The organism is Streptomyces sp. NBC_00207 (assembly GCF_045160965.1).
Lineage (GTDB): Bacteria > Actinomycetota > Actinomycetes > Streptomycetales > Streptomycetaceae > Streptomyces.
Window position 1 is genome coordinate 9,283,779 of sequence record NZ_CP130715.1, and the last position, 17,406, is coordinate 9,301,184.

The following is a 17,406-nucleotide window of genomic DNA, read 5'->3' on the forward strand; positions in this document are numbered from 1 at the left end:
AGCGGGCTCAGACGGCGTACAGGTCGAAGGTCGACCCCCGCTTCGGCCCCGCCTGCACGTCCAGCGCCGGGTCGACGGCCAGCATGGCCTGGTGCAGGCGCTGCAGTTGCGGCGACGGCTCCACTCCCAGGTCCTCGATCAGCCGGCCCCGCAGCCGCCGGTACACGTCCAGGGCCGTCGCCTGCCGGCCCGACCGGTACAGCGCCACCATCGCCTGCGAGTGCAGCCCTTCGTGCTGCGGATGCCGGGCGATCAGCTCCGTGAGCTCGGCCAGCAGCTCCGAGTGCCGGCCCAGCCGAAGATCCACATCGATCCGCCGCTCCACGGTGACCAGCCGGCTCTCCTCCAGCCGCATCACCTCGATCTCCAGGATCGGGCCCACCCGTACGTCGACCAGCGCGGGCCCCTGCCACAGCGCGAGCGCCGCGCGCAGCAGGGCCGCCGCGCTCTCGTCGTCGCCCTGCTCGAAGTCGCTGTGGCCGCGGGCCACGAGGCCCTCGTACTCGTGCACGTCCACCGCCTCCGGCGGGATCTGCAGCAGGTACCCGCCGTGCCGCGTGACGAGGACCTCTTTCGCGCCACCGGCGCCCCCCGCGCCTGCGCCCGGTCCCATGGCGGTACCCAGCCGCCGGCGCAGCTGGAGTATGTACGTCTGCAGGGTCGTGAGCGCGCTCTGCGGCAGGTTGGTGCCCCAGAGTTCCTCCATGAGCGTGGGCACCGGCATCACCCGGCCCGGGTAGAGGGCGAGGAGCGTGAGGATCTGCCGCGGCTTGCGTGCGCTCGGAACGATCGAACCCCCGTTGACCTCGGCGCTCAACGGACCCAGCACCTGAATCTTCACCGTCTCCTCCGCACGTCGTCGAGTCCCTCGTTGTTCGGCCTTCGACTCGGGGCACGGTAGCGGTCCCTGAACGATGTCACCGGTTTCTCAAGCTCCCTTCGAGCCCCTCTCCAAGCCCCGCCCCGCAGCCGCGGCCATCACGGCCGCACCGGGCGGAACACCGCACGAACACTCCCCGAGAGCGCTCCCCGAACGTCTGGAAACATCCCCCGGACCGCACAAGCACCGGCACGCACAAGCACCGGCACGCGCGCTCACCGCCACACGCACCCGCACCGGCCGCAGCCGTGCACCCGCCCGAATCCCGCATCGAACCCGAAACCGTCCCGGCAGCGCCCGCCGAAGGGGAAGCCACGACACGGCACGCCCCATACCGGGCGGCCAACTCTGCTGCCGTACCGGTCCTTTGACGTCTGCGCGAGCTACACGCCCGCCGCGGCGGCCCCGGCCCCGGTGCCGGCCGACGCGCCATCGCGCGCCTGCGCCCGGTACTGCCGTACCCGCTCGCCGTCCACGAGGCTCGGCAGCAGCAGGGCCCACATCGCCGCCACCCTCCGCTGCAGCTCCCGGTAGGGCATCCCGGTACCGGACATGACCTCGATCCCGCACGCCGCAGCCGTCACCAGCGCCTCCGCGCCCTGCCACCCGCGCTCCGCCGCCGGCAGTTCACCCGCGTCCCTTGCCAGCCGCAGCAGCGAACAGACCGCCGAGATCCACGCCGAGTGGAAGTCCACCACCGCCGGCCGCGCCCCGGCCGGCCCCCGGGGCCCCGCCCCGCACTCCTTGGTGATCCGGAAGCTCGCCGGGATCGCCGGATCCTCGTGCAGCGTTGCGGCCAGCCAGTGCGTGATGTCGATCAGCGCCTGCAACGGCGAGGCCCCCGACTCGCGCAGGGCCCGTACCGCGTCGTGCAGCAGGGTGTGCCCCCGCTGCTGCACGGCCTCCGCCAGCTCGTCCTTGGAGGCGAAGTGAAAGTACAGCGCCCCCTTCGTCACCCCGGCCGCGCCCGCGATCTCGTCCAGCGTCGCGTTGGCGTAGCCGTTGCGGTGGAACATCTCGGCCGCGGCGCAGACCAGCCGCCGACGGGTTCGCTCCGACCTCTCCTGCACCGAGCCGTCCCCTCTCGCCGCCACCGGCGGAGCCCCCCGCCCCCCGAAGGCCCCTGACAGGCCGGGGAGCAAAGGCCCCGAAGGCCTCAGAGACCTCACACACCTCAGACCCGTACGAGCCGCTCGCCCCCGGGCTCGACGCCGGGCTCGGACAGGCTCTCGGGACCCGCCATCAGGATCGAGCGCTGCAGGCGCCGCAGCGCCACGGAGGGCTCCAGCCCCAGCTCGCGCACCAGCGTCCCGCGCAGCCGCTGGTAGACGTCCAGCGCCTCGCCGCGCCGGCCCGAGCGGTGCAGGGCGAGCATGAACTGGCCGTGCAGGTTCTCGTGCGTGCGGTACCGGCTCGCCAGCACGGTCAGTTCGGCCAGCAGCTCCCGGTGCCGGCCCAGCCGCAGGTCCGCCTCGATCCGCTGGTCGAGGGCGCACAGCCGCGTCTCCTCCAGCCGCCTGGCCTCCATGTCCAGCTGGACCCCGCTCTGCACGTCGGCGAAGGCGGGCCCGCTCCACAGGGCCAGCGCCTCGCGCAGCAGCCGCGCCGCGGCGGGGAAGTCGCCCGCGTCCATGGCGCGGTAGCCGCTCCCGGCGAGCCGGTCGAACTCCCGCACGTCCAGCACCCCGCCGCCACTGCTCAGCAGATAGCCGCCCGGCAGGGTGACGAGTATGTCCTTCGCGGTCCGCACGGCCCCGCCGGGACCTGCACCGGTCCCGGAATCCGTCCCGGGATGCGCACCGGCCTCCGCGCCGCCGGCCGCGCCCCGCTCCAGAGCGGTCGCGATGAGAGCACGCAACTGCAGGACGTACGTCTGGAGCGTCGTCCGCGCGCTGCGCGGCGGTTCACCCGCCCACAGCTCCTCGATCAGCGCCGATACGGGCACCACCTGATCGGCATGGAGGGCCAGGAGCGCCAGGACCTGCCGGGGCTTGGGGGCGGTCGGCGTGATGGAGATCCCGTTCTCCCGCACAGCCAACGCGCCCAGTACATCGATGTCCACGCCGTACTCCCCTGTCCTTGGATGAGTCGCACAGCCAGTAGAAAACAGGACCGACGGTTTGTCAATATCAAACCGGTTGTGCTGTTTTGGAGATCAACGCACCCTGACGGTCACTCAAAAACCCACTCTCAACTGGGATTTCACCTGCCCTCCGGCATCCTGGACCGATGCCCCGCATCCCTTGATCGCCCCCGACCGGGGCCCTGGAGATGGCTCCCGTAGCTCCTCAAACAGACCATTCAGTCTGGTACGGAGTCCTCGTGCGCGGCAGAACCATGTCCTGCCGAGCCTTCCGGCGCCAGCCCGCCCAGCGTCCCGTCGGCCGCGAGCCGGGGGAGTGCCAGTGTCCAGAACCGGGTGAGGGGTGGGGGCGCGAGCCAGTCCCGCTCGCGGGCCCCCAGGGCCTCCAGCCCCACGGTGGCAGCCACCACCACGCTCGCCGCGTCCTGCGGGGCGAGCCCGTCGGCCAGCGCACCGTGCCGCGCCGCCGCCCGTGTGACGGCTTCGACCCACAGGCGCCACTGACGGCGCAGGTCGATCTCGCTCAGGTGGGCGACGTCCGCGCACAACCCGAAGGCGGCCCGTACCGCCACGTCCGACGCCAGCAGGGCCATCAGGGCGTGGGAGGAATCCACCAGTACCTGCAGGGCGTTGCCGTCCACCGCCCCGGCCGGGGCCACGGCGACCCCCCACCTGTCGGTGGTGATGCGCCGCACCGCCTGCGACGCCCGGTCCTCGACGGCCCGGGCCAGCGCGGTCTTGCTCTCGAAGTGGAAGTGCAGCCCGCCGGCGCTCACGCCGGCCCGTCGGCTGATCGCCGCGATCGACGCGGTGACGAACCCCTGCTCGGAGAACACCTCCGCAGCGGCACGGATCAGAGTCTCTCGCGTGCGGGCCGCACGCTCCTGCTTGGCCATGGAGTCTCCACAAACCGTCAATGCGGTTTGCCCAGGGGGTACAAGATCTTGTCGCCCACCGTCCGCGGCCGCACCGGAGCGCGGCTCGCGTCCTGCTGGAGCCGACGCGCCGGGGCCGACGGGCTAGAGGCGACGTGCCGGGGCCGACGCGCACCGACCCGCCCCGCGGCCGGACCTCCAGAGCCTTGTACCCCAACCCCGCGCGTCCTCACCACGCGCCGGACGCTGCGGCCTCAGGGCAGCGCCGGCTCGGGTTCCTGTGCCGGGCCGCCGGCCGCGATCCCCATCTCCGCGGTCACCCGCCGCCCCCGGTCCGGCCCCATCTCCAGCCGCGCGAGCACCGCCGGCGTGGCGATGCTCGGGTAGATGTGCTGGTAGACGGCGGCAACCCGCTGTTCGAGGTCCGTCCGGTCGTTGAGGGTCTGGGAGAAGATCTGGGCGCCGGTCCAGCAGGCGGAAAGGATCCAGGCGGTCTCGGCGGGATCGACGTGCGGGAGCAGTTCGCCCTGCTCCTTCGCCTCGCTGAGCAGCGCGCGCGTGAACTCGATCCAGCCCGGCACGGACCCCCCGCCGAAGATGTCGCGCATGCCCGGGCCCAGGGAGAGCCGGGCCCCCGCGCTGAGCATCGGCTCGTGCTTCATGCGGTACGCCAGCACCAGCGCGACATCGACGAGTTCCTGGAGCTTGCTCTCCCGGTGCGGCACCCCGCCCTCGGCGAACTGCTCCTCGAGCACCCCCTGGGCCAGCTCCTGCTTGGAGGAGAAGTGGAAGTAGAGGGCGCCCTTGGTGACCCCCGCCCGGGCGAGGATGTCGGCGATGGTGGCCGCGTCGTATCCGCGCTCGTCGAAGACCGCCGCCGCCGCTTCCAAGATCGCGCGACGCGTACGTACCGCACGCTCTTGCCGTGCCACGGTGCCTCCGTTGTCCAGGGGTTGTGCCTGACGGACCCCCTGACAGGATCCGCCACCCCATCAAAACCAACCAGAAGGTCCGTATTTTAGTCAAGGACCTCTATCCAGCCGGGCATCACAATCCGTCACCTCTCCACAAAAACCCCACGCTCTCTTCCGTCACTTGCTTCCCTTCCGCCTCACCTACCCCCTTCTCCCGGCCCCCAGCACCACGGGCAGCTCCTGCAGTCCGTTGGAGATGAACGAGGCCACCCGCGCCAGCTCCCCGCTCTCCGCGGGCGCCAGAACCGGCTCCGGAAACCTCTCGAAGAAGCGCTGCACGGCGATCGCGCACTCGGTCCGCGCCAGGGTCGCGCCCAGGCAGTAGTGCGTCCCGAAACCGAAGGAGAGGTGCTGTCCGCGCGTCGCGCGCGTGACGTCGAACCGGTCCGCCTGCGCCCCGTGCAGGCCGGGATCCCGCCCGACCGAGCCGAACGACACCAGGATCGGGTCCCCTTGCGGGATCACCACCCCCTCGCCCATGTCGATGTCCTCCACCGCGAACCGCAGCAGCCCGTACGAGGCCGGCGGCTCGATGCGCAGCGCCTCCTCGACCACGTCCTCCCAGGAGGCGAGCCCCTCGCGCACCAGCTTCAACTGGTCCGGGCGGCACAGCAGTTCGTGCAGGGCCGTGCAGATGAGGTTGACGGTGGTCTCGTACCCGGCCGTGAAGAGCAGGATCAGGTTGTCGACCAGCTCCTTCTCGCTGAGCCGCGCCCCGTCCTCCTCACCGCCCGAGTCCCGGGCGGCGATCAGCACGCTGGTGATGTCGTCGCCCGGGTGCGCCCGCCGGTACGCGACCACGTCGGCCATCGTCACGTCCATGTCCACGGCGTTCTGCTGTGCGGCCTCGACCGTGATCGTCGTGTCGAAGAACCCTCTGATGATCTTGTGCAGGGGCGCCCACGACCGCTCCGGGATGCCGAACAGCTCGAAGACCATCCGGGTCGGCAGTTCGTGCGCGAACTCCGCCCGCAGATCGACCACCCGGCCCGGCGGCAGCGCGGCCAGGCCGTCCAGCAGCCCGTCCACGACCTCCTCGATCCTCGGTCGCAGGGCGGCCACGCGCCGCGAGGTGAACGCGGCGGCGACCGGCTTGCGCAGGCGCGTGTGCTCCTCGCCGTAGGCGGTGATCATGTTCTGCACCGAGACCCAGATCGCCAGCGGCCACTCGGCGCCGACCTCTCCCTCGATCCACGCCGGCCAGTGCCGGTAGGCGTCCTTCGACACTCTCGGATCCACCAGCAGCCTGCGGATGTCGGCGTGCCGGTTGACGGCCCAGCCTCTCACCCCGCCGGGCAGCAGCACCTGCGTCGCCGGCGCCTGCTCCCGGATGCGCGCCGCCTCGGCGTGCACGTCCGCTCCGGAGAGGTCGATCGCTATGGGGCACTGACGGGTCATCTGACGGCTCTCCCGGATGGTGGCGAACATCGGTCACAGGGTGCAGCGAGCTGCCGACACCCTGCGTTCAAAAACCATCCATCCGGTTCTTTTGATGACCGGCGGCGGCCCCGATTCTGGCATTGCACCACCCCGCCTGCCAATGGTTTGCAGGGCAGGTCCTGCCGCATGACGATCGCTCAAGAACGACTCGCGCCCCGCTCGTTGAACAACACGTGACGAAGCCCTGCCGGACCGGCGCAGATGACCGGAAGGCCTTCTCCCACTTGGGCCGCGATCCCTCACATCACGGCCGACGGCCGCCATCCTGATATTCGCTGGTCGACGTCACGGCGCCCCCGCACCGCCCTCTGCGACCGCACCCGCCACCGGTGCACGAGCGACATCCACTCTCCTTCCGCACCTTGCAAACAAAACCGGAGAGTACGTATCTTGCGTCTCGCGTACGCACCCCGTCCCATCCGTCAAACGGCTCTGCGGGAGAGGTCCCATGACCATGCTGACGATCCGGAACAACGCTCCCGTCCTCCCGCTCCGGGGAGCGGGAGACCCCTGGACGCGCTGCAACGAGGCCCCGGTACTGACCACCACGGTGCCCAGGGAGTACGTCCACCGCAGCTCACTCGCCGAGGTCTTCCTCACCGGCTGCGACCGCACCGGCGACGACACCTTCTCCCTCACCGGGCAGTGGCCCCGCGCCCACACCTTCTTCACCAGCGCCGACGGCGGCGGCCACGACCCGGTACAGGCCGGCGAGACCATCAGACAGACGGGGCTCTACCTCTGCCACGCCGTCTACGGAGTTCCCCTCGGCCACAACGTCCTCCTCTGGAGCCTGGACTTCACCTCCCGTCCCGAGCAGCTGCGCATAGGCCGCGGACCGAGCGAACTCGCCATGACCGCCACGTGCACGGACTTCACCTGGAAGGGCAGCCGCTTCTCCGGCTTCCTCCAGGTCGACATCCACCGCAACGGCGAACTCGCCGCCCGCGGCACCGCCCGCTTCACCTGCGTCGCCCCCGCCACCTACCGCCGGCTGCGCGGGGAGCGCGGCCACGCCGGCTTGGCGTTTCCGCTGCCCCGCCGCACCCCCGTGCCTCCCGCCTCCGCCGGCCGGCTGGCCCCCTTCGACGTGGTCCTCGCACCCGCCGACCGCCCCGGCCGCTGGCAGCTCAACCCCGACCTCGACCACCCGATCCTCTTCGAGCACGCGAACGACCACCACCCCGGCATGGTCCTGGTCGAGGCCGCCCGCCAGGCCGCGTGCGGGCTCCACCATCCCGGCACGTTCACCCCCACCGGCCTGTCCACCGAGTTCCACCAGTACGCCGAACTGGACGCCCCCTGCTGGGTGGACGCCACCCTCGCCGCACCCGGCCGCGTCGAGGTCACCGGCCACCAGGAGGGCCGCACCGTCTTCACCTCGACCGTCACCGGCGCAGCCCAGGACCGGCCCGGCCCGCACCCCCTGGCATGACCCCAGCACCCCCGCCACGGCACCCGCACCCCCGCGGTGACACCCGCTTCCACACCGCCCCCCGAACCCCCTGCGGGTCAGCGGCGACGCATCCGCTCCGCGCCGCGGTACCAGTCGGCGTACTGACCGAACGCCTGCGAGAACCGCGCCCCCGGGGACGCCGCCAGCTGCCCCCACAACCGCCCGCTGTCGTACCAGTGGTCCACCGCGAACAGCGACACCTGCCGCCGCACCACCGGATCCGGACCCTCCGGGCCCCCCAGCAACTCCAGGGCCCCGGACAGGTCCACCTCCCCCCTCGGCAACGGCAGCCCCAGCTCCCGCGCCACCGTCCCCACGAGCTCCCGCGCGCTCACCGGCTCCGGGTGACCCGCATGCAGCACACCCCCCACCCCCTCCTCCCGTACGGCCAGCTCCGCGATCGCACCCGCCAGCGCGTCCACCGACACCATGGACATCCGGGCCCGCCCGCCGTCCACCCAGTGCGGCAGCCGCGCCAGCAGCCGCACCAGCGACGGCACCACCCAGCGATCCCCCCGCCCGTACACCAGGTGGGGCCGCACCACCGCCCCGCCCGCCGCCAGCACCATCCGCTCACCGACGAGCCGGGTCACACTGGTCACCGACTCCGGCTCCTCGGCGAGCTCCCCCTCCACCGCACCCCGGTGCGCCCCGTCCCGGTAGACGGCCGCCGTCCCCAGCTGCACGATCCGCCGCACCCCGGCCCGCTCCGCCTCGGCCAGCAGCGCCCGCGTCCCTTCCACGTTGACGGCCCGGCACTCCTCCTGCGTGCCCCCGATCCGCGCCGCGAGGTGCAGCACGGCGCCGACACCGTCACACAGCCCGCGCACCGACCCGCAGCGCACGAGATCCCCCCGTACGCTCTCCACGCCCACTCCTGACGGCACCTCGGCCCGGTGCACCAACACCCTTACGGGCACGCCCTGTTGCGCCAGACGCTGCACCACCGCGGAACCGACGAATCCGCTGGCGCCGGTCACCAGCACGACTCTTTCCGTCATCACGCCCTCCATCCCCTCGTGTTACGGTCGCGCGATGACCCGGGAGACCAGCAACTCTTTGATGGCGGGCAAATCGGCGCTGATCACGGGCGCGAGCGCGGGCATCGGCGCGGCCGCCGCACGCGTATTCTGCCGCGAAGGCGCCTCGGTGACCCTGGTGGCCCGCCGCGAACCCCAACTCGCCGCCCTCACCCAGGAGTTGCGCGCCGCCGGCCACCAGGCCCAGTACGTGGTCGCCGACGTCTCCCGCACCCAGGACGTAGCCCGCGCCGTCGAGGCCGCCGTCGCCGCCTACGGCCGCCTCGACGCGGCCTTCAACAACGCCGGCATCGGCGTGACCCCCCGGCCGATGCACCTGCTGGACGAGGACGCCTACGACACCGTGATGGACACCAACGTCCGCGGCGTCTGGAACTGCATGCGCCACGAGATCCGCGCCATGCTCGCAGGCGACGGCGGCTCCATCGTGAACAACAGCAGCACCGCCGGCCTGGTCGCCACCCCGGTGACGGCGACCTACATCGCCTCCAAGCACGCGGTCCTCGGCCTCACCAAAGCCGCCGCCTGCGAATACGCCGCCCAGGGCATCCGCGTCAACGCCATCGCCCCGGGCTCCACCCGCAGCGAGATGATCGACAACTGGCTCCGGCAGAACCCGGCGATGGAAGAAGTCCTCCTCCGGTCGGCCCCCCTCCCGCGCATGGCGAACCCGACGGAAATCGCGGAGGCGGCCGCCTGGCTCTGCAGCGACCGCGCCTCCTTCGTCCTGGGCGCCACCCTGCCGGTCGACGGCGGCTGGACAACGCGCTAGCCGCCCGCCCGCCGCCACGCACCCGCCGTACACCACACCGGGACGACGCCCCGATCTTTGTGGCTTCAGCCAGTACGACGGCCTGCCCGCACCCGTACAGACTGCCAGTCACAAGCCGCGGCACGCCCCGCAGTCGGGGACCGGGGACCGCGGCCGGACATGCCGAAACGGGGAGAACACCACCATGAGCGCGCAGCAGCAGTACGACGAAATCGGTGAGGCCTACGAGGGGTTCAAGGCCCTGCCGCTGGAACAGTACGTAGTGGTCCCCAGCTTCCTCGCCCTGGTCGGCGACGTACGCGGCAAGTCGGTCCTCGACCTCGCCTGCGGCACCGGCTTCTACAGCAGGGAGTTCAAGCGGCGCGGCGCCAAGGAGGTCCTCGGCGTCGACGTCTCCGGCGAAATGGTCTCCGTCGCACAGCAGTTGGAAGAGCGCGATCCGCTGGGCGCCCGCTACGAGGTCGGCGACGTGGCCGAACTGCGGCCCATCGCCCAGCGCTTCGACGTCGGCCTGGCGGTCCAACTCCTCAACTACGCAGAGGACATCGCCACCACGGAGCGGATGTGCCGCAACGCGCACCGCAGCCTGAAGCCCGGCGGCGAGTTCTTCCTGCTCAACCAGTCGCCCGACTTCCGCTTCGACGGGCCGACCCCCGAGAAGTACGGCTTCCTCTCCGTCCTGACCGGCGAGGAAGCCGAGACCGGGCCGCAGGTGCGCACCACGGCGCTGCTCGACCAGCCGGTCTCCTTCGTCGCCAACCGCCCGCGCCGCGAGGTCTACGAGAAGAGCCTGCAGGCAGCCGGGTTCAGCGAGCTGACCTGGGTCCCGCTGACGGTGTCGGAGGCCGGCCTCCGCGCGTTCGGTGCGGACTTCTGGGCCGACTTCCACGCCAACCCCCCGCTGGAGATGCTGCGCTGCCGCGCCTGACACCCCACACCGTGACCCGCCTCAGCCCGGCAGCGCATCCTCGAGCAGCGCCAGCTCCTGCGTGCTCAGCGTGAGCTCCGCAGCCCTGGCCGAGTCGGTGATGGACAGCGGGCGACTGGCTCCCGGTACCGGGATCACGGCCGGGGAGCGGGCGAGCAGCCAGGCCAGGGCGACCTGCTGCGGGCTGACCCCGCGCCCGGCCGCGACACGGTGGAAGGCGGTGGCGGGGCGGCCGGGGCCGCCGGGGCCGTCCAGGGAGCTGCGGGAGATGCCGCCCAGGGGACTCCACGGCACAAACGCCAGCCCCAGCCGGGTGCTCAGCCGCAGCTGCGGCTCACTGTCACGGACGGCGGGCGAGTACCGGTTCTGCACGCAGACGAGAGCGCCGCCCAGGATCCGGTGCGCCTGGCGGATCTGGGCGGTGGTCACGTTGGAGATTCCCGCGGCGCGGATCGTGCCGGCGTCGAGCAGCTCGCGCAGCGCGCCGACGGACTCTGCCCACGGCACGGCCGGGTCCGGCTTGTGCAGCTGGTACAGGCCGATCGCCTCGACGCCCAGGCGCCTGGCCGAGGCCTGGGCTGCCTGCTTCAGGTGGGCGGGGGTGGCGGTGACGGTCCAGCTGCCGTCGCCGGGACGGCCCCGGCCCCCCTTGGTGGCCACCAGCACGCCGGAGGTGTCGCCGCCGTAGCGGGCCAGGGCGCGGGCGATCAGCAGCTCGTTGTGGCCGGCCTCGCCGGCGTGCCAGTGGTAGCTGTCGGCGGTGTCGATGAGCGTGACGCCGGCGTCGAGGGCGGCATGGACGGTGGCGATGGCCTGCCTTTCGTCCGGACGGTGCTCGATCGACAGCGGCATGGCGCCCAGGCCGATGGCGCCGACGACCGTGCCGGCGATGGTGCGGTACTGCATGGCGGCCCGATCCTCAGACGGTGGGGGACGGTTCGGCGGTGAGGGCTTCGGCGACGGCGCCGGGCAGCCAGTCGCCGGTGCGGGAGAAGGAGAACCCCAGCTCCTTCGCACGCGCGTTGCCCATGGCGTAATGGCGGTCGAAGGAGAACGCCGAAGCCTGCCCGCCCGCCGCGACGGTCCGGTACACGGGCTCCCGGCCCGCCTGCGCGGCGACGGCCGCGGCGAAGCCGTAGACATCGAGCGGGCCGTCGGAACACGCGTTGACCGCACCGGTGAAGCCGGCCGTGGCCGCCCACAGCAGCAGGTCCGCCAACTCCTCGTGGTGGATGAAGACCGTGGGCAGCGGCTGCGCGTGCACGGCGATCTCCTCACCCCTGGCGATGCGCCCCGCGTAGTACGCCAGCCGGCCGGTGAACTCCTGCGCGCCGCCGCCGAGCACATGGGCGCTGCGCACACTGGCGAACCCGAAGCCGCCGGCGCGGGCGAACACGGCCTCCGCCTGCCGCTTGCCCTCGGCGTAGTGCGCCTCCACGTACGCGTCCTCGTGCCAGGGAAGATCCATCGCCACCGGCCAGACGGCCGGGTCCACGCTCTCCTCCGGCACCGGCGTGCCCCACGGCACGGCCGGCAGCGCCGCGGTCGCGGGGTCGTAGACCTCGATCGTGGAGGTCATGACGTAGCGCCGGGTACGGCCGGCGAAGACGCGGGCGGCGACGGCGGCCTGCACCGGGGTGTAGCAGACCTGGTCCACCACGACATCGAAGGTGCGGGAGCCGAGCGCGGCCGTCAGGGCGGCCTCGTCGTTGCGGTCCGCGACGAGGTGCTCCACGCCGGCGGGCGGCGACGTGGAACCGCGGTTGACCACCGTGACCCGGTGCCCCGCCCCCTGCAGGCGCTTCACCAGGAGCTTTCCGAAGTACCGGCTTCCGCCGATGACACAGATCCTTTGCATGCCCCCATCCTGGAGACCTATCGTCATCAGCAGAAGTCCCGACCTGCTGGATACGTATGAAGGAAAACTGTTGATCGATGTGCAACGGCTCCGCGTCCTGCGGGCGGTGGCGGAGCACGGCAGCTTCAACCGGGCGGCCACGGCCCTGCGCCTCACCCCCTCGGCCGTCTCCCAGCAGGTGGCCGCCCTGGAGCGCGGCCTCGGCACCCAGGTCGTCTCCCGCAGCACCCGCGGCGTCACCCTCACCCAGGCCGGCCAGATCATGGTCGGCGCCGCCGAATCCGTCGCCGCCGAGCTCGAACACGCCCGACAGCAGGTCACCCGGCTCAGCACCGGCCGCACCCGACTCACCGTCGCCACCTTCACCAGCGGCGGCCGCCTCCTGCTGCCCGCCGCCCTCACCCGGCTCACCGCAGCCCACCCCGACGCCGTGCTCCACATCAGGGAGGGCGAACCCGAGGACACCCTGCCCCTCGTCCGCCAGGGCGCCGTGGACCTCGCCCTCGCCTACCACTTCGACGGCCCGCTCCCCGTCGGGCCGGGCGCCGGCTCCCGCCTGCAGTGGACGCCGCTCCTGGAAGACCCCCTGCACGTCGTCCTGCCGCACGGGCACCGGCTCGCCGGCCGCGACGCCCTCGACCTCGCCGAACTGGCAGCCGAACCCTGGGTGCTCGGCTGCCTGAAGACCGAGGCGTACCTGCGCCGCTACGCCGAGCGCGCCGGCTTCGATCCGCACGTGCGCGGAACCACCACCGACTACTTCTTCGCCCGCTCGCTCGTCGCCGCAGGCATGGGAATCTCCCTGATCCCCTCCATCGCACTCGCCCCGCACATCCCCGGCCTGTGCACCGTCCCCGTCACCTCGCCGGGGCCGATCCGCCACATCGGCGTCGCCGCACTCAGCCGTCGCGACCGGCCCCACCTCACCACGCTCATCGATGCCCTCCGCGAACAGGCGATCCGGCAGCACAAGGGAAGCTGACCCCGCCCCGCCGGCTCCTCAGTCGAACAGGTGCTCCCGATCGGCCAGTTCGCGGTCGATCAGCTCCTGGACGGCCGTACGCGTCCTCTCGCTCAGCGCCCGGGCGGCGTCCCGGCGGGCGGCCAGCCCGTCGGGACGGGCCGGCGCCGGGATCGGTTCCCCGATGGTGATCGTCCAGTTGGACGGCAGCGGGAACGGCGTGGTGACCGGGAAGTACGGCACGCCCAACAGCCGGGCAAGGGTCGGCACCTCGCCGAGCTTGGGGCACGCCTCCTCCGCGCCGACGATCCCGACGGGCACCACCGGAGCCCCCGAGCGGATGGCGGCGACCGCGAAGCCGGGGCTGAAGGACCGCAGCCGGTACCGCTCGGTGAACGGTTTCTCCAGACCCGCGATGCCCTCCGGGTACACCCCCACGAGCTGCCCCGCGTTGAGGTGCTCGACACCGGCCGTCGGACCGATCGGCAGCGCACCGTTACGGCGCGCGTGCCGCCCCAGGATGGGAGTGCGGAAGACGAACGGAGCCGCCAGGAAACGCACGCGCCGGTCCAGCGCCCTGCCCAGGACCTTGTCCAGGACGAACGCGTCGAGGCCCCAGGCACCGGAGTGATTGACGGCGATCACCGCCGGGCCCTGCGCGGGGATGTTCTCCAGGCCGAGCGCGACCACCCGGAAGTAGTCGTCGACGAGCCAGTCGAGGAGGCGGTCCCACGCCACACCGCCGGCCTCGCCGAGCAGCCTTCGGGCGGAGCCCAGTTCCGCCCCGGTCGCCCTGATCATCTCGACCACGCTGTCCCTCACGCCCGGACCCCACCCTCACCTCGTACGACGGCCGACTCGCTGCCCGCGAGACGGTGTTCCGCCGGTTCAACGGCCGCGAGCCCTGTTGATCACGGCCGGCCGGGACGGAAACCGCCTCAAGTCCTCCGTTCGGGGGCCCGGGGCGGGAGCAGCCCCGCGTACGGCCCTCAGTCCGCCAGCCACCGCGCCGCACTGCGCACGTCCGCAGCCGCCCGCGCACACCGGTCGGCGTGCGCGAGGAGGACCATGCGGAACCGCTCGCCCGCCTCGCTCCCGTTCCAGCCGGCGTCGGCTGCGCACGCGCAGAGGGCCTCGGCATGCCGGTCCAGCCGCTCCGCGCCGGCCCGCCCCCGCGCCCCGAACGCGGAGAGCGGCGCGGCCACGGCCCCGGCCCGGGAACCGGCGGTGCCGGGCGGGCAGTCCACCGCGAACCGCGCACGGGGAACCACGGGAGGCACCGCGCCGGCGACTGCGCGGACGACCTCCCGGCCGACGCGCACGGCGAACCCCGCGACGGCGCACCCGGACGGGTTCCCGCACAGCGCCCACGCCGGATCCGTGCGCTCGCCCGCCACCCGCCGGCCCAACAGCGCCGGGTCGTACAGGATCTCCTCCCCGGCTCCGATCACCAGGCCCTGCGCGCCGAACGGCGCGCGGACCGGATACACCACGGCGGTCAGTACAGGGTGCTGCTCCAGGGCCCGGTCCAGGGCCCGGTCCGCGGCCTGGCCGATCGCCTCCCCGGCCGACGGCGCGTTCCCCGTGGCATCGGCGCGCGTTCCGGAAGCGTCCGCGTCCGCGTCCCCGTTCGCGCCGAGCAGGGTCAGGGCCTTCAGCGCCGGTACGCCGGTGGCCGCCGAGACCAGGGCCAGCGCGTGCGCCACGGCCAGGAGCAGCTCCGGCCCGCCCTGGGCCCCGGCCGCCATCGGGCCGGCCAGGCAGCCGGGTTCGGGGTCGGCCAGGTACGGTGCCATCCGCCGTCGCAGGGCCGCCGCCCGTCCCTCGTACGCACGCCCGCCCGCGGCGGCGGCCGCCGCCGAGACCATCTCGCTCAGCAGGGTGTCCTCGGCGGCCTCGGCGCCCAGTACGACGCGCCGGCTCAGCCGCAGCATGCCGGCCTGCCAGCGGTCCCGGTCCAGGGTGCCGTCCTCCCGCCGGGCACCGGTCACCGCAGGGAGCTGCTCGGCCACCAGGGTGCCCAGCGCACCCGCGCCGCCGTGCGCCGGAACCTCCCACGCGCCCGCCGGCACCACGTGCGGCGACAGCCCGTACCGGCGTCCGTCGGCCGCGAGACCGCAGGGGGTGCCCAGCGCCCCGGCGTCGTCGGCACGGGCCAGCAGGCTCTGCGCGTCCGCCCGGGTGGGCGGTACGAGGAAGGCCCCGAAGGGGGTGCGCAGCCGCACCGGACGCCCGTCCCGGCCGCTCCTCAGGTGCGCCATCAGCCGGTCCGTCAGCCCGTCGAGGGTCAGCGCGTCCAGACCGAGCGTGCGCGCGGGCAGGTCCGCCCACGGCATCCGCCGGGCCACCAGCGCGGCACTGAACAGCAGGTTCTCCAGGGGCCAGGCCGTCTCGGGCCGCGCCGCCGCCGTGGCCGGGCCGTCGGCATGGGTCATCGGTCGCTCTCCCTCATGGTCGCGCACTCGCCCGTCACCGGCCGCTCGTCGCTCGTCACTGGTCACTTGTCGCTCGTCACTTGTCACGGAGCATGTACGGCTGGTTCCCGACGACTTCGCCGTCGTAGGCCCTGATCAGTTCGTTCACCCGGTCCCGGTGGTGCACCATCTCCCCGCGCAGGCTGTCGGAGTACGCCTGCGGCGCGTGCGACAGCGGATAGTCGTAGGACTCGTCCAGCCAGGTCAGTTCGACCCAGCCGGCGGGGATGTCGTGAGGAGAGGCGGGCCCGCGCCCGTCGAGCATGGGGATCACGTCGTGCTTGTTGACCAGACTGATCACCCGGGTGGTGTGGTCGGCCGGGCGCTTGTTGTCGATGGGGGAGCCGAGCGTGACCACGTGGGTGATCCGGTAGGCGGACGCCAGCTCCACGTCCATCGCCAGGTTCATCGCCGTCAGTCCGCCCAGGCTGTGCCCGACGAACATCAGCTCCGACCCGGCCGGCACCCCCGCCCGCCGCAGCAGCTTCCGCGCCGCGCGCGTGTACGTCGTGTCGGAGCGCAGGAACCCGTCGAACGCGCCGATCAGGTCCTGCGGGGTGCTGTTGCTCGGCAGGACGAAGCTCGTACCGGGCAGCAGCAGCACGTACCTGACGCGGCCGTCGGCGCACTCGACGCGCCGCAGCAGCACCAGCCCGTGGTTGCCGAGCGCACCGATGTCGTTGATGTAGCTGACGATGTCGTTGCGGGACGTCGTCAGGACCTTCGCGAGGATCGAGTCCGGCTCGGTCCGCTCCGCCCGCCCGGGGCCGGGGTTGAGGCGGGCGAGCAGCGAACTGGGCAGTCCGAGGAAGGGATCCGTGGTCGGCACTCCGCCGGCGAGCGTCACCCAGGAGAATCCGTCGTTGACCGGGTTCTCGTCGAGCAGCCCCAGCAGCGCCAGCAACTCCATGATCACCGGGCTGACGGTCGTCAGGGCGCGCGTCACGCCCAGCCGTTCGACCAGTGCGTACAGCGCCCGCAGGGCCTCCCACCGGTTCCCCTCCACCATGGCGTCGGTGAGCCGCCTCGCCGGTGCCGAGCCGAGGTTGGGGTGCTCCACCACCGCCGCCTCGATCCGCAGCGCGAAGGCGTCCACGGCCATGGACACCGCGGCCGGGCGGCGGTAGGTCACGCTCCCCGCCATCCGGGCCAGCTCCCCGGCGAGCCCGCCGTTCGGACCGAACCCGAGCCCCGAAGGGCTGGTCAGCGCCCTGGCGCATGAAAGCGCCGTGCCGAGCGCCCACCCGGGACGGCGCAGGGCGGCCGGTCCGAACCGCCAGCTGCTGAGCGCCCCGGTCAGTTCCGCACCGGCCCGCTTCGCGGTGAGGGCCGCATCCGCCAGCAGTACGGACGCCGCGACCAGGAGTTCCGCGTCGGGTCCCGCCGGCGGGGGCCCACCGGCTGCGGGGACGGCTCCGGGCCCGGGGCCGCCCGGCCTGCTCTGCCCCGGAATGGGCTGAGCCGCTTCACCGGCCGCCCGAGGCGTCACGGTCTGCGCTGCCACGGTCTGCGCTGCCACCGTCTGAGGCGTCACAGTCTGAGGTGTCACGGTCCTCCCTCTCATCCCTGTGCGGTGTTCGCCGCGCCGCCCCCCTTTCGCCGGGCATGCTGGCACCGAAAGTGATCCACCGCGCGCACGCGTCAGGCCGCGGGCATGCCTGATCC

16 protein-coding genes are annotated in these 17,406 nt (G+C 72.7%); 4 read left to right on the plus strand and 12 right to left on the minus strand.

Annotated features, from left to right (window positions below):
• Window positions 1-7: 7 nt before the first annotated feature.
• From OG472_RS42935 to OG472_RS42960, 6 genes are all read right to left on the minus strand, one after another.
• Complete coding sequence (locus tag OG472_RS42935) at window positions 8-841, minus strand: BTAD domain-containing putative transcriptional regulator (protein WP_405827034.1); 834 nt, start codon at window positions 839-841, stop codon at window positions 8-10.
• Between the two features lie 422 nt (window positions 842-1,263).
• The gene (locus tag OG472_RS42940) at window positions 1,264-1,950 is read right to left on the minus strand and encodes a ScbR family autoregulator-binding transcription factor (RefSeq protein ID WP_401614679.1); all 687 of its coding nucleotides are present in this window, start codon (window positions 1,948-1,950) and stop codon (window positions 1,264-1,266) included.
• A 104-nt stretch (window positions 1,951-2,054) separates the two neighbouring features.
• Window positions 2,055-2,942 carry a BTAD domain-containing putative transcriptional regulator gene (locus tag OG472_RS42945; RefSeq protein WP_401614681.1) on the minus strand — a complete coding sequence of 296 codons (888 nt, stop codon included), beginning with the start codon at window positions 2,940-2,942 and terminating at the stop codon, window positions 2,055-2,057.
• 239 nt (window positions 2,943-3,181) lie between these two features.
• Complete coding sequence (locus tag OG472_RS42950) at window positions 3,182-3,859, minus strand: TetR family transcriptional regulator (protein WP_405940647.1); 678 nt, start codon at window positions 3,857-3,859, stop codon at window positions 3,182-3,184.
• Window positions 3,860-4,092: 233 nt separating this feature from the next.
• Window positions 4,093-4,770 (minus strand): ScbR family autoregulator-binding transcription factor, encoded by a 678-nt coding sequence (locus OG472_RS42955; protein WP_383577403.1) that lies wholly within the window; start codon window positions 4,768-4,770, stop codon window positions 4,093-4,095.
• Between the two features lie 183 nt (window positions 4,771-4,953).
• A complete protein-coding gene (locus OG472_RS42960) occupies window positions 4,954-6,240 on the minus strand; it encodes a cytochrome P450 (RefSeq protein ID WP_401614685.1) in 1,287 nt (428 codons plus the stop codon).
• A gap of 460 nt (window positions 6,241-6,700) precedes the next feature.
• On the opposite strand from OG472_RS42960, the gene OG472_RS42965 reads away from it, so the two are divergent.
• Window positions 6,701-7,687 carry a ScbA/BarX family gamma-butyrolactone biosynthesis protein gene (locus OG472_RS42965; RefSeq protein WP_401614687.1) on the plus strand — a complete coding sequence of 329 codons (987 nt, stop codon included), beginning with the start codon at window positions 6,701-6,703 and terminating at the stop codon, window positions 7,685-7,687.
• Between the two features lie 77 nt (window positions 7,688-7,764).
• On the opposite strand, the gene OG472_RS42970 is transcribed toward OG472_RS42965, so the two are convergent.
• Window positions 7,765-8,709, minus strand: coding sequence for an NAD-dependent epimerase/dehydratase family protein (locus tag OG472_RS42970; RefSeq protein ID WP_405940646.1), 945 nt, complete (start codon window positions 8,707-8,709; stop codon window positions 7,765-7,767).
• Between the two features lie 34 nt (window positions 8,710-8,743).
• Here OG472_RS42970 and OG472_RS42975 point away from each other — a divergent pair, with 34 nt between their 5' ends.
• On the plus strand, window positions 8,744-9,520 hold the full coding sequence (locus OG472_RS42975; protein ID WP_405940645.1) for an SDR family NAD(P)-dependent oxidoreductase: 777 nt from the start codon (window positions 8,744-8,746) through the stop codon (window positions 9,518-9,520).
• A gap of 184 nt (window positions 9,521-9,704) precedes the next feature.
• Window positions 9,705-10,448: a class I SAM-dependent methyltransferase gene (locus OG472_RS42980; RefSeq protein ID WP_405940644.1), complete on the plus strand. Its 744-nt coding sequence runs from the start codon at window positions 9,705-9,707 to the stop codon at window positions 10,446-10,448.
• Window positions 10,449-10,469: 21 nt separating this feature from the next.
• Here OG472_RS42980 and OG472_RS42985 read toward each other — a convergent pair whose 3' ends face one another.
• The gene (locus OG472_RS42985; protein ID WP_405940643.1) at window positions 10,470-11,354 is read right to left on the minus strand and encodes an aldo/keto reductase; all 885 of its coding nucleotides are present in this window, start codon (window positions 11,352-11,354) and stop codon (window positions 10,470-10,472) included.
• A gap of 13 nt (window positions 11,355-11,367) precedes the next feature.
• Window positions 11,368-12,306: an NAD-dependent epimerase/dehydratase family protein gene (locus OG472_RS42990; protein ID WP_405940642.1), complete on the minus strand. Its 939-nt coding sequence runs from the start codon at window positions 12,304-12,306 to the stop codon at window positions 11,368-11,370.
• A 70-nt stretch (window positions 12,307-12,376) separates the two neighbouring features.
• Between OG472_RS42990 and OG472_RS42995 the strand changes: the two genes are divergently transcribed.
• Window positions 12,377-13,288, plus strand: coding sequence for a LysR family transcriptional regulator (locus OG472_RS42995; RefSeq protein ID WP_401614699.1), 912 nt, complete (start codon window positions 12,377-12,379; stop codon window positions 13,286-13,288).
• An 18-nt stretch (window positions 13,289-13,306) separates the two neighbouring features.
• On the opposite strand, the gene OG472_RS43000 is transcribed toward OG472_RS42995, so the two are convergent.
• The 3 genes from OG472_RS43000 to OG472_RS43010 all read right to left on the minus strand — a co-directional run bounded on the left by OG472_RS43000 (window position 13,307) and on the right by OG472_RS43010 (window position 17,260).
• On the minus strand, window positions 13,307-14,089 hold the full coding sequence (locus OG472_RS43000) for a lysophospholipid acyltransferase family protein (protein ID WP_401614701.1): 783 nt from the start codon (window positions 14,087-14,089) through the stop codon (window positions 13,307-13,309).
• Window positions 14,090-14,256: 167 nt separating this feature from the next.
• Window positions 14,257-15,702 carry a hypothetical protein gene (locus OG472_RS43005; RefSeq protein WP_405940641.1) on the minus strand — a complete coding sequence of 482 codons (1,446 nt, stop codon included), beginning with the start codon at window positions 15,700-15,702 and terminating at the stop codon, window positions 14,257-14,259.
• Window positions 15,703-15,778: 76 nt separating this feature from the next.
• Window positions 15,779-17,260: a lipase family protein gene (locus tag OG472_RS43010; protein WP_405940640.1), complete on the minus strand. Its 1,482-nt coding sequence runs from the start codon at window positions 17,258-17,260 to the stop codon at window positions 15,779-15,781.
• Window positions 17,261-17,406: the final 146 nt, after the last annotated feature.

Excerpts from the sequence above, each read along its gene's own strand:
- OG472_RS42950 (WP_405940647.1), bottom strand. The coding sequence starts at position 3,859 with ATGGCCAAGCAGGAGCGTGCGGCCCGCACGCGAGAGACTCTGATCCGT.
- OG472_RS42960 (WP_401614685.1), bottom strand. The coding sequence starts at position 6,240 with ATGTTCGCCACCATCCGGGAGAGCCGTCAGATGACCCGTCAGTGCCCC.
- OG472_RS42965 (WP_401614687.1), top strand. The coding sequence starts at position 6,701 with ATGACCATGCTGACGATCCGGAACAACGCTCCCGTCCTCCCGCTCCGG.
- OG472_RS42970 (WP_405940646.1), bottom strand. The coding sequence starts at position 8,709 with ATGACGGAAAGAGTCGTGCTGGTGACCGGCGCCAGCGGATTCGTCGGT.
- OG472_RS42975 (WP_405940645.1), top strand. The coding sequence starts at position 8,744 with ATGACCCGGGAGACCAGCAACTCTTTGATGGCGGGCAAATCGGCGCTG.
- OG472_RS42980 (WP_405940644.1), top strand. The coding sequence starts at position 9,705 with ATGAGCGCGCAGCAGCAGTACGACGAAATCGGTGAGGCCTACGAGGGG.
- OG472_RS42985 (WP_405940643.1), bottom strand. The coding sequence starts at position 11,354 with ATGCAGTACCGCACCATCGCCGGCACGGTCGTCGGCGCCATCGGCCTG.
- OG472_RS42990 (WP_405940642.1), bottom strand. The coding sequence starts at position 12,306 with ATGCAAAGGATCTGTGTCATCGGCGGAAGCCGGTACTTCGGAAAGCTC.
- OG472_RS43005 (WP_405940641.1), bottom strand. The coding sequence starts at position 15,702 with ATGACCCATGCCGACGGCCCGGCCACGGCGGCGGCGCGGCCCGAGACG.